We start from the raw sequence: 13,892 nt of genomic DNA, 5'->3' as shown, positions 1-13,892 counted from the left end.
GCGGTCGTGGCGTGGCGCGGTCTCACGACAGGCCTGCCTCACACGTCTCCCTGTGGTTATGGATCCCGGCGTTCGCCGGGATGACGGCGGAAAAGCGGATGGAGACAGAAATATTGAGCGTTGCTCAAATTATTTATTGAACGTCGCTCACGTTTCGTTACACTCATCCTTATCCGCCCCGCCGGCATCGGCCGTGACGCGCGACGCGAACAGCGTTGGCGCGACCGGACCCGCACGCCCGGAGGACTATTCGAGGTAACCACCATGTCCTATTCCGAAACCGACCTCCGCGCCGCCGCCGGTGCCGGCGCCATCAGTCCCGACGAGCTGCAGCGCCTGCTCGCCTATCTCCACCAACGCGCACCCTCAACCGACACCCCCCGCGCCAAATTCGATGCCGCGCATTTGCTCTGGTACGCCGGCGCGCTGATCGTGATCGGCGCCATGGGCCTGTTTTCGACGGTCGCCTTCTCGCAGATGGGCAGCCGCGCGCTCACGGCTTGCGCGCTCGCTTACGCCTTGGCCTTCGGCTTCGCCGGCGACCACCTCTGGCGCCGCAGCTTACGCGTCCCCGGCGGCCTGCTGATCGCCATCGCCGTCTCCATGGCGCCGCTCGCCGTCTACGGCATCCAGGAGGAACTCGGCTGGTGGGGCCGCTTCGGCAAGCCCGGCACGGTTCAGGACTTCTATGTCTGGATCAAGGGCAGCTGGTTGTTCATGGAGCTCGCCACCATCGCAGCAGGGGCCGTCGCGCTGCGCTTCTACCGCGTGCCCTTCATCTACGCGATCATCTCGGTGGCGCTGTGGTTCATGTCGATGGACCTCACGCCCTGGATCTTCAACGTCAGCCACATCGATTGGGAGATGCGCCGCATCGTCTCGATCTGGTTCGGCCTCGGCATTCTCGTGACGGCCTGGATCGTCGACTACACCAGCGACAACCGCGACTTCGGCTTCTGGCTGCATCTGTTCGGCCTGATGGCCTTCTGGGGCGGCATCAGCGCCACCGAAGGCGCCACCGAGCTCGGCAAGGCGATCTACTGCCTGATGAATGTCGGCCTGCTCGCCGTGGCCGTCATCATCGTCCGCCGCGCCTACGCCGTGTTCGGCGCCATCGGCATCACGATGTATCTCGGTCATCTCGCCGACGTCGTCTTCAAGGACTCACTACTGTTCCCGTTCGCGCTGTCGCTGATCGGCGTGGCGGTGGTGGCGGTGGGGCTGGCGTATCACCGGAAGCAGGAGGTGATTGCGGAATGGCTGGCGGCCAACCTGCCGCCGGCGGTGCTGCGGCTGCGGCCGCAGGCCACCTGACTGGTCATGGCGAGGGAGCGTCGCTCGCGGCGCGTCTCGACCCATGTCGCCGGAGTTGCAGCGGGTATTGACGTTCGAGTTTGGGGCCGAAATGCTCATCCAAACCAGCGAAGGATTGCGAGCGATCGCTGGGAGCTGCAGATCTCATCCTGGCAGGGTCTTCAAATGAGTTCGGATAGCGCGATAAATCTGACGGACGAAGTCGATTTGCTGTATGTCCGCGGGATCGGTGGATGGAGCGATCTGCATTTGATCACGCCGCGCGGCCAGATCTCGATCCAGATAACGCACGTGTCCGGAGATCCAGTGATAGAATTGTCCAACCTCTGTCGCTCGCTGCTGCGAGGTGAGGCCAGCGGTTTTGCGAGGCTGCGCGATGAGCCGGGTTCGATGGTCGTCACGGGATCTGTCCACAGGGAGCAACGGCATCTGGCCCGCGTGGAGTGCTGGGAGTGCAGCGGATGGGACGGAGTCCCACCGCACGGCTCGCTCATTTTGAGCGTGGACGTGAGGGTCCGGCAGTTCGTCGGGCTGATGTATCGCCAATTTGAGAAGGTACGGTGGCTGTATGGCGAGCCCAGCTTCCAAAAGAGGCGCGACACATTCCCGCATCGCTCCTTCGAAGCATTCGAACAACTATGGCTGGCGTCAGCGACCTGATTGGTCGTGGGATGACGAGCTGTTCCTGAACGTAAGATGTGCTCGGACGAGGAGCGGTAAGGCGCTGGTCAAAGGCGTCAGGCGAGGGAAGAGCAGATATGGAGGAGGGGATCATACAATTGCCGATTGCTGCCGTGGACGGCCGTCTGAAGCGGGAAGTCGTCCTCGCGCAGATGACACGGCAAGAGGGGCAATATGTCATTCGGAGCATTCCTGGCTTTGCCTACGGTGTCGGCCTTGACGATGTCGTCAAGATTGTCGATCCGGATAGCGGTCAGTTCGAGATCGTGTCGCGGAGCGGACAAGTCGCCATTCGCGCGTTCGTCGAGGGGCCGCTGGACCGACCGGACGTGCGCGCGCTGATCGATGCGATTCTTTCCGAAAACGGAACGTACGAAGCGGCAAGGAGTGACGAGGACGTGTCGCTCCTCCTTTTGAGCATTCATATCAATCTCGGCCTGGATAAGATCAGGTCACTCATGAAGCTGGTGGCGGGTCCCGACGTTCAATGGGAGTTCGGGAACATTTTTGACGAAGATGGAAACTTAGTAGATTGGTGGGTGAACTGATTTTTCGAAAGATTCTGTGCGTTCGCTTCGTTGCGGAAACGCTTGATCGACAATGACGGGGGCGATGCCGGTCCATGCTCTATCAGGCGCTGACGTTGATCCACATCATCAGCTCGACGGTTCTGTTCGGCGGTGGCGTCTTTGCTGCGGTGCTCGGCACGATCGTCTACGGCTCGAAGAAGACGAGATGGATTGCGGAATTCGGACCCGCTATCGTCAAGGTGGAGCTCTATCTGACGGTCGTGTTTGCGCTGATCCAGGTGGCGACTGGGGTTTGGATGGCATCGATCGCGGAGTATCCGATGTCGACGGGATGGATCGGATGGGCCTTGATGCTGCTCGGCGTGGCGGCGGTCTGCTTCCTCATCGGCGTCCGGCTGCAGCATCGCATGGTCGACCTCTCGAACGAGGCCGTTGCGGCCGGCTCGGAGCTGCCCGCCGAGTATCACAGACGATTCAAGATATGGACCTTTCTCGGCCTCCCGTCGACGGCAGCCATGCTCGGAATTTTCTATTTGATGGTGTTCAAGCCGGACTGAGGACCTTGGAGTGAGGGGTTTGTTTCCACAAGCTCGACCGTCTCTGCGGAGAGAGACCCCTCACCCGGTTTCTCACTTCGTGAGAAACCACCCTCTCCCACAAGGGGAGAGGGTGCACCGGCGCTTGGCGATAGAGCAGCGTCGCTGCCGTGCCAATGACTGCGCCCTCTCCCCTTGTGGGAGAGGGCTACACGGATATCGACGACAGGCTCGCTCGGGTGAGGGGTTCTCTCCGCACGCGCGAACGCATCTGCGGAGAGAGGCCCTAACCCGGCATGATCGTGAAGCCGGGCCGCCAGCTACTCATGTTTCGCCCTGAGCACGACCTTGGCACATGCGACGCCGGCCCACATTCCCAAGAGACCGCCCATGCCGAGGCCGACCACGACGCCCAGCAGCGCGAGGATGCTCCAGTCGCTGTGAATGCCTCCTGGGACGAAGCTGAGGGCAAAGAAGCCGATCGCCAGCGCCGCGTAGCCGAGGATGGCTGCACCCAGCGCGCCGCCCATTAGGGCTGCGACGGCGACGAATGACGCTCGCATCGCTGTTCCCACCGATCATGCTTGCAGCGACCCCGGAGCAGAATTTATCTCACCAACTGTCGGGACTGGCCAGCCTGGATCGTCCTTCGAGCACATCCGCTGCACACCTGCAGCGAGCCGTCACATCGAGCGAGGAGCAACACCCATGCGGATCACCGTCGAAACCACCGTCGCAGCCCCGATCGACCAGGTCTGGCGCGCCTATACGACGCCGGCCGACATCGTGAAATGGAATGCTGCGTCCGACGACTGGCATACGACCAAGGCCACAGTCGATCTTCGGGAAGGCGGCGCGTTCTCCTCGCGGATGGAGGCCAAGGACGGCAGCATGGGTTTCGACTTTGCCGGCACCTACACCAAGGTGGTCGAGCACAAGCTGATCGCCTACGCGTTCGGCGACCGCAAAGCCGAAGTACACTTTGAGCCGGGTCCGAAGGGCGTGGTCGTTCGCGTCGTCTTCGATGCCGAAACGACGCATTCGGTCGAGCAGCAGCAGGGCGGCTGGCAGGCGATTCTCGACAGCTTTGCGCGACACGTGGAGGCGAGGGCGTCGTGAGGGGTACGGGCAGGGGGCGCATGCGCGTCGTGAGCGGAATCCGAATCTTTCCGCTTGACGGTTTCCGAAAATCAGCAATATATACGCGTGTCCTGCCTCATCGCAGAGGGGCGTACGCGTCGTCACGAACGTCGGGCAGGGACGCGGTGGCTGTGAGGATGTCGGCAGACGACCGGCGTTCTTGCGGACGGAGAAGTCGTGTGGTCCTGGCCTCTCGACGCTGAGGTCAAGTCTGCGTTGTTGCTTGACGGCGCGCGCGGATGACGGGGGCAAGAACGCCGATCCCCGGGGAGAGCACGAAGGACACCGTGAAAACCATCGCGCAGGGAAGGCCGGAATGCACCGGTCGTACCTGTGGTTCCTGCCCCGTGCATTTTCTCTCGCACGGGGGCCATGGGTGTGGCCAGCACCCGGTCTTCCCTGCGCCCTCTGTTTCGATCGGAGGGACATGAGCGATGCAGCACTCGGGCGCGAAGCGCCGCGAGGCCACGGTCGCACGTCCCCAAGGCTGTTTGAGATGTGAAAGCGGTTATTCCATCGGTGTCGTCCCGGACAAGCCGTGACGCGCAAGGCGCGTCGCGGCGCCGATCCGGGACCCATACTCCGCGGCGGACGTGGCTTGGCGAGGTCCACCGACGTGTCTGCCCCAAACCACTCCCTGTGGTTATGGATCCCGGCGTTCGCCGGGATGACGGAGGTGTTTGTTGCGAGAGCGCACCATCTCATGCGTGTGTTTGCGAGCCACCAGCGCATCTGTTTTCCATCGCTGTCGTCCCGGACAAGCCCTGACGCGCAAGGCGCGTCGCGGCGCCGATCCGGGACCCATACTCCGCGGCGGTTGTGGGCTTGGCGAGGTCTAACGGCGGGCCTGCCTTAAACCACTCCCTGTGGTTATGGATCCCGGCGTTCGCCGGGATGACCCTGACTTTGTAGCGCGAGCGTTCCGTCTCATGAACCTCGTGAGGGCCCAACTACGACGACAACCTCATATCCAGCAGCCGCCGGCCTTCGCCGCGCAGCAGCTTCTTCACGGCGCTGGACGCGACGACTTCGCCTTCGTTCGCGTACGCCTCGTGGTTCTTCTCGATGTCCTCGAGCCGGTACAGGTAGTTCACCATGACGGTCGCCGACTCGCGCTGGCCCTTGGCCGAGAGGTCGCCGAGCCAGTTGATGCGCTCCAGCCGGGCGCCGTTGCCGAGGTGGAAGCGGGCGACGGGGTCGATCAGCTTGCCCTTCGATGTGCGTGCCTTCAGGAAGTACTGCGCGGCGAGCGGCTCGATCACGGTGCGCAGCTCGGCCGTCATCTCGGCGTCCTCGACCCAGCGCGGCTCGTTGAGGAGCTTGAGCACGTTGCGATCCTCTTCGGTCGCATCCTCGGTCGATTTCAACCAGCCCATGAAGCCGGGCACCGGCGACAAGGTGACGAAGGTGTCGAGCTTCGGCAGCTCGCGGCGGAGCTCCTCGACCACCTGCTTGATCAGGAAGTTGCCGAACGAAATGCCGCCGAGGCCACGCTGGGTGTTGGAGATCGAGTAGAACACAGCGGTGCGGGCGCGATCGGCCGGTACCGGCGCGCGGTCGACGGCGAGCAGCGGCGCGATGGCGCCGGGGATGGTCTCGGTCAGCGCGATCTCGACGAAGATCAGCGGCGCATCGGGCATCGCAGGATGGAAGAAGGCGTAGCAGCGCCGGTCGACCGGATCGATGCGGCGGCGCAGATCGTCCCAATCGTGGATCTCGTGCACGGCCTCGTAACGGATGATCTGCTCGAGGATATTCGCCGGCGTCGACCAGTCGATCTTGCGCAGCACCAGAAACCCCCTGTTGAACCACGAACTCAAGAGATGCACGATGTCGCGATCGAGCGCGGCGAGTTCCGGATTGGACTTCAGCAGATCCTGGAGATCGGTGCGCATCGCGACCAGCTCCGGCGTGCCGCCCGGGGCGCGGTTGAGCCGGCGGATCAGCTCCTGCCGGCGCGGCTCCGAGGCGAAATGCAGCGCGCTGGCGCCTTCGTCCGACGGCGTCGCGCGCCACGCCTCGATCGCCTTGGCGAGCTTGGTCTTGTCGGGACCGAAATCATGCACCAGCGCGGTGAAGAACGCCTTGCGGCCGTCGGCGTCGAGATCATGATAGCCGTCGAGCACGTCGCGGGCCATCGCGGTGCCCGAGGCCTCGCCGGCACCCGACACCAGCGCCTCGCACAGTTCGGCAAGGCTCGTGGCATCGTGCTTGTCGACGGCAGGCGTGCCGCCGCGCAGCAGTGTCCGGCCGCGCTCGGAAATGGTGGTGATCAGGTCAGTGAAAAAGGCGTTGGCCATCTGGTCTCAGTCGAATCCCCGAAAAGCGACAGGCTGCGATGTTACATGGATTTATGGCAAAGGTGGCGACATTCAAACATAACAAATCGTCAACGCCGTTGCCGCCTCGACGCGCGGCTGCCGTCACGCGCCCTGGCCGGCGAATTCGGTCGGTGTGCGGCCGGTCACCTGCCGGAACGCATGCGAAAACGCCGGAACGCTGGCATAGCCGAGATCGGCCGCGAGCTGCTTGACCGAGAGATGACGGTCGGTCGCGAGCCGCTCGATCGCCGCGGCGATGCGGGCGCGCTGGCACCACGCCTTGAAGCTCAGACGCGTCTCCGCCGCGAACAGCCGCGACAGGGTGCGGGCGGAGCTGCCGACGGCGCTCGCGAGGGTCGCGAGATCCTGCTCGCTCGCGGGCGAGGCGAGCACGAGCAGCGCGGCGCGGCGGGCGCGCGGATCCTGCGGCAGCGGGATGAAGGTCGAGGAGTCCTCGGCGCGGCGCAATTCCAGCAGCGCGAGGCGGACCAGCAGCGCGGTGCGCTCAGGCGCAGCGTCGGGGGTGAACATCGCCAGGACGGCCTGATGCAGCAGCGGCGAGACCTGCACGACGAACTCGCGGTCGAGCCGCTGACCACGCGCCTCGCGCTTCAGCCAGTCCTGCTCGAAATACAGCGTCCGCATCTGGCTGTCGGCCAGCATGTCGATCGCATGCGCGTGCCGCGCCGGCACCCACACCGCGCGATCCGGCGGCACCAGCCAGCGGCCCTGCGGCGTCGTCACCTGCATCGTGCCGGCGGAGGCGTAGATCAGCTGCGACTCCCGGTGCATGTGCGGCTCGAGCCGGGCGCCCTTATGGTAGCTGCGCGCGATCAGATGGACGCCCGGCTCGGTCGTCACCCGGTCGTCGCCGAGCGGCTTCAATGGCGTGTCCACGATGGTCATTGGCGGCTTCTCGTTGGGGCGAGCCAGTATAACCGATTTACCCGGGAATCGAGGATACGCTCATGAACAGCCCAAGCCGGAACAGACCAAGCCGCGTCATCGGCTTCGTCAACGCGGCCCACTTCATCGACCATTATGCGATGCTGATCTTCGCGGCGGCGGTCATCATCATGGGCCCGGCGCTCGGCATGGCCTATGCCGACCTGTTGCCCTATGCGACGCCCGGCTTCATCGCCTTCGGCGCCGGGGCGCTGGCGACGGGCTGGCTTGGCGACCGCTGGAGCCGGCGGCACATGATGCTGATCTTCTATCTCGGCATCGGCCTGTCGATGATCTCGGTCGGCCTGGTGCAGACGCCGTGGCAGCTCGGCGCGGCGCTGTTCGCGATCGGCCTGTTCGCTTCGATCTATCATCCGGTGGGAACCGCGATGCTGGTGTCCTATGCCGACCGGCTCGGCCGCGACATGGGGCTGAACGGCGTGTTCGGCAATCTCGGCGTCGCCTCCTCGGCGCTGGTGACGGGTGTGGTGGGACAGTATTTCGGCTGGCGCTTCGCGTTCATCGTGCCCGGCGTGATCACGATCGGGATCGGCGTGGCCTTCGCGATGCTGGTCGCACATGAGGATCGCCGCGGCTCGAAGCAGGCTGCGGCGCAGGCCCGCGTCGCACGCGAGCAGATGTGGCGCGTGGTGCTGGCGCTGCTGCTGGTGGTGATCGCGATCTCCACCACGTTCAACGCGATCACCGTGGCGCTGCCAAAGCTGTTCGCGGAGCGGCTGGCGGGGCTGACGCAGAGCCCGGCGCTGCTCGGCGTGATCGCCGCCGGTGTCTACGTGTTCGGCGCGATGACGCAGTACACGATCGGGCGGTTGCTGGATCGACACACGCTGAAGGCCGTCGCGCTGCCGCTGTCGCTGGTGCTGGCGCCGCTGCTCTATCTCGCCGCCGACGCGCGCGACTGGGCGCTGATCGCGGCGTCGATCGGCATTGTGATGGGCGCGTTCGGTCAGGTCACCGTCAACGACGCGATGGTCGGCAAGTACACCGCCGAGGAGTGGCGCTCGCGCGCCTATGCCGTGCGTTATTTCGTCGGCTTCACGGCGGCCGGCGCCTCGGTCGGCCTCGTTGCTTGGCTGTACGAGCGCGGCGGCTTCGTCACCATGCTGCAGGCGTTCGCGGCGCTGGCGCTGGTCGCGATCATTGCCGCGCTGATCCTGCCGCCGGAGCTTCCGGCGGCGCGGCCCGCGTTACGGGAGGTGCCTGCGGAATGACGAGCTCATGAGGGCAACATTGATGAGTCAGAAGGAGACAGCTGCAGCCCGAAGAAATCCCAGCATCAGGCAATCCACCCATTTTTTCCCAGTTGCCAAGCCCTGACCGCCAGCGCAGCGTTTGCCGCGAAGAGAGACTGACAATTTTCAATCGATCGTCATGCGCCACGTTGCGCCGGCGACAATGAATTCAAGCTCAATGCCATTGAGGACCGACCCATGATCAATCGTTTCGGATGGATGCTTGCTCTCGGGCTGGCGGCTGCCACAGGGGGCACTGCACCCCAAGCGCTGGCGCAGACCGATGCACAGCGTAATGCGATCAAATCGGCCTGCCGATCGGACTACATGTCGAAATGCTCCAGCGTGACGCCGGGCGGAGCTGCGGCATTTCAATGTCTGCAGAAGAACATGGCGAGCCTGTCGTCATCCTGTCAGACGGCGGTGAAGGCGCTCGAGCCCGCCGCGGAGGCGAAGCCCGCTGCTGAAGCCAAGCCGGCGGCTCCACCGCTTCCAACTGCGAGTAAGCCGGCCACAGCCGAAGCAAGCCCGCCGGCCGAGCCGCCGAAGGCGGTCGCACAGCCGGCGCCGGCGGCTTCACCGGCCCAGGCCGTCGCGGTCGCCAAACCTGAGGCGGCCAAATCTGAGCCAGCCAAGCCGGAGCCAGTGAGGCCAGAGCCGGCGAAGCCAGCGGCGGCGGCTCAGGCCGCAAAGCCGAGCGAGGCGCAGGTCGCGGCGATCCGCAGCGCCTGTAGTTCGGACTATCGCAAGGTCTGCAGCAGCGTGCCGCCGGGCGGCTCGGCGGCGCTGCAATGTCTGGAGCAGAACAAGGCGAGGGTATCGCCATCCTGCGCGCAGGCGATCGCAGGCGGCGGCGCGGCTCCGGCTGCGAAAAGCGCGGCGGTTGCGGCTGTGCCGGCGGTGACACCGGCCGCGGCCCCGGCTGCTCCTGCGATGGTGCTGCGCCCGCTGCGGCCGTTGGAGGAGCTGCGCATCGTCCGGGCGGCGTGCGGCACGGATGCGCGTGCGTTGTGCAGCGGCATCGATCCCGGCGGCGGCCGCATCGCGCAGTGCCTGGCGGCCAATGCGAGCGCGCTGTCGCCGGGCTGCAAGGGCGTGCTGGCGGAGTTTGCCGTCAATCGGTAGCGGGATCTGCGCAAGCGCGCATCCGGCTGATGCGCAGCTTCAATCCACCCAAATTGTCACAGTTGCCAAGATCAGGCGCGCTCGGCAGATTTCGGACAGGGTGGATATTTTACTAACGAATGATCATCAGGAGTTCGACATGCGCGCCATTCTTTCACGTATCGTTCTTTCCACCCTGTGCGGCCTTTTCGTCCTGGCCTTGATGCCCTTCGTATCAATGTCGGATGCGAATGCCGTCGTCTGCGCACGCGGTGTCGTCCGCGCTGGCTGTGCCGGCGCGGGCGGCGCCGTGGTCGTCCGCAAGCCGCCGGTGGCGGCTGCCACTGCCGCCTGCCGGACCGTGCTGGTGAACGGCGTCTGGGTGCGGCGCTGCGTTTAAGGCTGGCTTAATAAGTATTCGATATCGCATTATTCGAATCGTTAATTGCGGCGCGCGAGTTTTACGCGCCGCATGCTGCTTTGCATAAGCAAGGTAAGCTGTATTTAACGGTGCTCCCGGCAAGGTGCGGTCTGTATCCACTTGCAATTCGATGGGAGAGGGCCATGGCGTTCTGGCGCTGGCTGCGTGACGCAGCCCTGGCAGCTGCGGTAGTCACGGTTATCGGCAACACGGCATTCGCAGCCGGCTTGAAGGAAGAGATCGCGCCGACAGGCAAGCTCCGGGTGGCTATCGCCGTGGGGGCGGCCGGCGGTGCGTTCTGGTGCATCAAGTCGGACAGCGGTTACGCCGGCGTGCCGGTGGAGCTTGGCAAGGCGATGGCTGCGCAGGTCGGCGTGCCCGTCGAGTTCGTCGAGCATTCCAATGCGAACTCCATCGTGGAGGGAGCGCCCCAGGGCGCCTGGGATGTCAGCTTCCTGCCGAAGGATTCCGAGCGCGAGACCAAGATTTCGTTCGGCCCCGTCTACGACTCGGTCGACACCACCTTCATCATTCGCGCCGGCCTCGACGTCCCCAATATCGCGGCGCTCGATCAAGCGGGCCATGAGGTCGCGGCGATCAACGACACCACCGTCATGCGCGGTGCCAAATCGTTCATGAAGAAGGCGACCGTCGTCGGCTTCAAATCCTACGAGGAGGTCTTCGCATTGTTGTCGGCCGGCGAGATCGACGCACTCACGCTCGCCCGCGATCAGCTGAACCTCATCGCCAAGCAGATCCCCGGCACCAAGGTGCTCGCAGAGACCTTCAAGAAGACCGACACCGCGGTCGCGGTGCCGCAGAAGCGACCGCAATCGCTGGCCTTCGTGACCAAGTTCATGACCGAGGCCAAGGCGAACGGACTGCTCAAGAAGGCCTACGGCGCCAACAATCTCAGCGAGTCCACGCTGCTCACGCAGTGATGGTGTCGGCTCCTTCATTTAGCTACGGCGACTAAGCTCTCCCCGCGTATCCCGCGAGGAGAGCTTCCGTCTGGACCTCCAGCGCCGCCGAATTAGTTCGGCGACCTCCTGACGATCGGATCGAGCCCGCTCTCCGCAATCGTCTTGCGCGCATCCGGTGATCCCAGGAAATGGATCAGCGCCTTGCCGGCCTCCGGCTCCTTCGAGGCCGTGGCGATGCCGGCCGAGAACACCGTGATCTTCTGCAGGCCCGCCGGCAGCGGCCCGACGATATCGATGCCGTGCACCGGCTTGAGCTCGCTGATCTGCTGGAAACCGATCTCGGCCTCGCCCTGCGCCACGATCTCGCCGACCGGCGTTGCCGGAATCATCCGCGCCTTGCCCTTCATCTCCTCCCTGATGCCGAGCTTGTCGAACATCTCGGTCGAGACGTAGACGCCGCTGGCGCTGTCCGAATAGGCGATGGTCTTCGCGGCGATCAGCATGCGCTTCACCGCATCGGCATTCGAGATGTCAGGGTGGGGCGTTCCCGACTTGACGGCGACGCCGATCGGCGAGTTGGCGAGCTCGACATAGCTGTCGGGAGCTACTTTGCCCTTGGTGGTGAGATCGCTCAGCGCGTAGCCGACCATGATCAGCACGTCCGCCGGCTCGCCGCGTTCGAGGCGAACCGGAATCGCGTTCGCCGTCGTTCCCATCGACGGGCCATAGGCTATGCTGACCTTGTGGCCGGAGCGCCGCTCGAATTCCGGCACCAGCGATTTAAAGGCAGCGGTCATGCCGCCTGAGATCATCACATGGATTTCGGCGGCTTGAGCTGCAGTGGTGACGAGGATGGCGGCCGAGACGGCAAGGCCAAGGGTGCGGAGACGGGTCGTGATTGTCATGGCAAGCTCCGGGCGGACCGCTGAAAGCGGAGGGCGCCCTGGATAGCGCGGCCTTGCCCGGAAGACCAGCCTCGGACAGGCTGGGCCGCCCGCCTGCGAGCTCCGCTGGGAGCCCGCTCTTGCCACCACCATCCGCCATGCTTGTGACGTCGCCGTGTTTGCAGTGCGGCGAACACGTCGACCGGTTCTGCCGATCAACTCGCCTGGTAGGACGGCGCCGACGCCAGGAAGTCACCATACGCGTCTGCGTCGGGAGGCGCGAACATTTCTGCCAGGGGATTTCGCTTCCGCCGCTTCGCGCCGATGTCGGCCAGCAGCTCGTCGAAATGCTTGAAGTGATACGGCGCGACGCAGAGCCCGCCATAGACTCCGGCGGCTGGACGCTCGACGCGCTTGAAGTGCAGCATCATCTCGATGTTGTCGCGCATCTCGCGCTCGCTCGGCTGATGCGCGAGCTGCTTGTCGGCGTAACGCACCAGCCAATGCGCCGCCATGTCGGCGCAGAGCACCGTGCAGAAGCTGGAGTTGAAGCCCACGAAGCCCATGTCGGGCAGGTCCGGATTGGCGATCAGACGATACAGGCGGTACTGCCCGTCGGGATCGACCAGCTTGGCGCGGTCGGCCTCGGAGAGGAAGGGGACGCCGAGCTTGTAGCCGATGGCGAGGACGGCGACGTCGGCCGCAATGCGCTCGCCATTGCTGGCGACGACCGTGTTGGCCTCGTAGTGATCGAAGGTGCCCAGCACCGCCTTGATCCGGCCGTCGGCCACCATCGGGAAGAAGTCGGGTGTCGCGATCGGGACCGAGCAGTTGACCCCGTCTTCGATTCGCTCCTTGGGCACCATGTTGCATTTGGCGAGCTTAAGCTGCGCCTTGAGCAGGCTCTCCAGGCCACGCCAATTGGCCCACACCAGCGGCTTGGCGAGGACGTGCGCGAGGCGCGAGAGCGGACCGATGCCCCAACTCGCGAACATCTGCTCCTGCGCGCGAATGTAGAGGATGCGCTTGAAGTTGATCAGGCCGCCGATGAAGTAGGGGATGCGCCACACCGGCTCGCGAAACACGATGGTCACGGATCGCGCGCCGGAGCGCACGGCGTTGACGGCGATATCGGTGGCTGACTTCGAGCCGCCGAGCACGACCACGTTGCGCCCTTTGATCATGCCGGGATCGTTGTATTTCGACGAATGCACGACGGCGCCGCCGCCCGCCTTGAACTGATCCTCGCCGGGAAGTGATAGCGTCTGAGGCTCGTTGAATTGGCCGGTGCACACGGCCACGAAATCGAAATTCTCACGACCTGTGTGATCGCCGGTCTTCAGATCGAGCGTCCAGCCCGGCTGGCCGTCGGTACGCCGTTGCATCGACAGAACGGTGGTGTTCATCCGCATCAGGCGCGTCAGGTCGTGGCTCCTCGCGTAGTCGGCTAGATAGGCATAGACCTGCGGTCCCTTCGGCCACTCCGGATAGGTGTCGGGCATCGCCTTGTCGGTGTAGCGATAGAGCTCCTTGGGGCTCTGCGTCTGCACGTCAGGGTAGGAGCGTGCCGGCTCCCAGACGCCGCCAAGGTCGGCGCTGCGCTCGACGATGGTGACATTGTGGCCGTGGGCGTTGAATGCCTTGGCTGCGGCGAGGCCGGAGACACCGGCGCCGATCACGCAGACGTTCTTTCGAGTGATCATGGGACCTCCTGTTGTCGAGCGAAGCCGCGTGCGGACAGCCTTGACCGGCCGCGCTGCAACAGCTCGCTGAGAACGTGATGATGACGAAGGTCGCCCGGCGCGACCGCTGTGTGCGACGATGGACAGGCCAGCGTCGG

14 protein-coding genes are annotated in these 13,892 nt (G+C 64.6%); 9 read left to right on the top strand and 5 right to left on the bottom strand.

What is annotated here, in order from left to right:
- Positions 1 to 264: 264 nt before the first annotated feature.
- The 4 genes from NLR35_RS13250 to NLR35_RS13235 all read left to right on the top strand — a co-directional run bounded on the left by NLR35_RS13250 (position 265) and on the right by NLR35_RS13235 (position 3,082).
- A complete protein-coding gene (locus NLR35_RS13250; protein ID WP_257166978.1) occupies positions 265 to 1,314 on the top strand; it encodes a hypothetical protein in 1,050 nt (349 codons plus the stop codon).
- Positions 1,315 to 1,479: 165 nt separating this feature from the next.
- On the top strand, positions 1,480 to 1,974 hold the full coding sequence (locus NLR35_RS13245) for a hypothetical protein (RefSeq protein WP_257166977.1): 495 nt from the start codon (positions 1,480 to 1,482) through the stop codon (positions 1,972 to 1,974).
- Between the two features lie 98 nt (positions 1,975 to 2,072).
- Positions 2,073 to 2,543 carry a DUF4265 domain-containing protein gene (locus NLR35_RS13240; RefSeq protein WP_257166976.1) on the top strand — a complete coding sequence of 157 codons (471 nt, stop codon included), beginning with the start codon at positions 2,073 to 2,075 and terminating at the stop codon, positions 2,541 to 2,543.
- Between the two features lie 74 nt (positions 2,544 to 2,617).
- Positions 2,618 to 3,082 (top strand): DUF2269 domain-containing protein, encoded by a 465-nt coding sequence (locus NLR35_RS13235; protein ID WP_257166975.1) that lies wholly within the window; start codon positions 2,618 to 2,620, stop codon positions 3,080 to 3,082.
- A gap of 299 nt (positions 3,083 to 3,381) precedes the next feature.
- Here the strand turns inward: NLR35_RS13235 and NLR35_RS13230 are convergent, their stop codons facing one another.
- A complete protein-coding gene (locus tag NLR35_RS13230) occupies positions 3,382 to 3,624 on the bottom strand; it encodes a hypothetical protein (protein WP_257166974.1) in 243 nt (80 codons plus the stop codon).
- A gap of 145 nt (positions 3,625 to 3,769) precedes the next feature.
- Here NLR35_RS13230 and NLR35_RS13225 point away from each other — a divergent pair, with 145 nt between their 5' ends.
- Positions 3,770 to 4,180 carry an SRPBCC family protein gene (locus NLR35_RS13225; RefSeq protein WP_257166973.1) on the top strand — a complete coding sequence of 137 codons (411 nt, stop codon included), beginning with the start codon at positions 3,770 to 3,772 and terminating at the stop codon, positions 4,178 to 4,180.
- Between the two features lie 971 nt (positions 4,181 to 5,151).
- On the opposite strand, the gene NLR35_RS13220 is transcribed toward NLR35_RS13225, so the two are convergent.
- Both NLR35_RS13220 and NLR35_RS13215 read right to left on the bottom strand, forming a co-directional pair.
- Positions 5,152 to 6,501, bottom strand: a complete 1,350-nt coding sequence (locus NLR35_RS13220; RefSeq protein ID WP_257166972.1) for a malonyl-CoA decarboxylase — start codon at positions 6,499 to 6,501, stop codon at positions 5,152 to 5,154.
- Positions 6,502 to 6,624: 123 nt separating this feature from the next.
- Positions 6,625 to 7,428: a helix-turn-helix transcriptional regulator gene (locus tag NLR35_RS13215; protein WP_257166971.1), complete on the bottom strand. Its 804-nt coding sequence runs from the start codon at positions 7,426 to 7,428 to the stop codon at positions 6,625 to 6,627.
- 62 nt (positions 7,429 to 7,490) lie between these two features.
- On the opposite strand from NLR35_RS13215, the gene NLR35_RS13210 reads away from it, so the two are divergent.
- The 4 genes from NLR35_RS13210 (at position 7,491) to NLR35_RS13195 (ending at position 11,186) form a co-directional block, all read left to right on the top strand.
- Positions 7,491 to 8,699: an MFS transporter gene (locus NLR35_RS13210; RefSeq protein WP_257166970.1), complete on the top strand. Its 1,209-nt coding sequence runs from the start codon at positions 7,491 to 7,493 to the stop codon at positions 8,697 to 8,699.
- Between the two features lie 219 nt (positions 8,700 to 8,918).
- Positions 8,919 to 9,845 carry a cysteine rich repeat-containing protein gene (locus tag NLR35_RS13205; protein WP_257166969.1) on the top strand — a complete coding sequence of 309 codons (927 nt, stop codon included), beginning with the start codon at positions 8,919 to 8,921 and terminating at the stop codon, positions 9,843 to 9,845.
- A 139-nt stretch (positions 9,846 to 9,984) separates the two neighbouring features.
- On the top strand, positions 9,985 to 10,224 hold the full coding sequence (locus NLR35_RS13200) for a hypothetical protein (protein ID WP_257166968.1): 240 nt from the start codon (positions 9,985 to 9,987) through the stop codon (positions 10,222 to 10,224).
- Positions 10,225 to 10,388: 164 nt separating this feature from the next.
- Complete coding sequence (locus tag NLR35_RS13195) at positions 10,389 to 11,186, top strand: transporter substrate-binding domain-containing protein (RefSeq protein WP_257166967.1); 798 nt, start codon at positions 10,389 to 10,391, stop codon at positions 11,184 to 11,186.
- Positions 11,187 to 11,278: 92 nt separating this feature from the next.
- Here NLR35_RS13195 and NLR35_RS13190 read toward each other — a convergent pair whose 3' ends face one another.
- Together NLR35_RS13190 and NLR35_RS13185 are read right to left on the bottom strand one after the other, a co-directional pair.
- Positions 11,279 to 12,073, bottom strand: coding sequence for a substrate-binding domain-containing protein (locus NLR35_RS13190; protein ID WP_257166966.1), 795 nt, complete (start codon positions 12,071 to 12,073; stop codon positions 11,279 to 11,281).
- A 194-nt stretch (positions 12,074 to 12,267) separates the two neighbouring features.
- Positions 12,268 to 13,755 (bottom strand): NAD(P)/FAD-dependent oxidoreductase, encoded by a 1,488-nt coding sequence (locus NLR35_RS13185; protein ID WP_257166965.1) that lies wholly within the window; start codon positions 13,753 to 13,755, stop codon positions 12,268 to 12,270.
- Between the last annotated feature and the right edge of the window lie 137 nt (positions 13,756 to 13,892).

Source organism: Bradyrhizobium sp. SRS-191 (genome assembly GCF_024586915.1).
Lineage (GTDB): Bacteria > Pseudomonadota > Alphaproteobacteria > Rhizobiales > Xanthobacteraceae > Bradyrhizobium.
The sequence above is the reverse complement of the archived record's forward strand: the minus strand, read 5'-3'. Positions and strand labels throughout refer to the sequence as shown.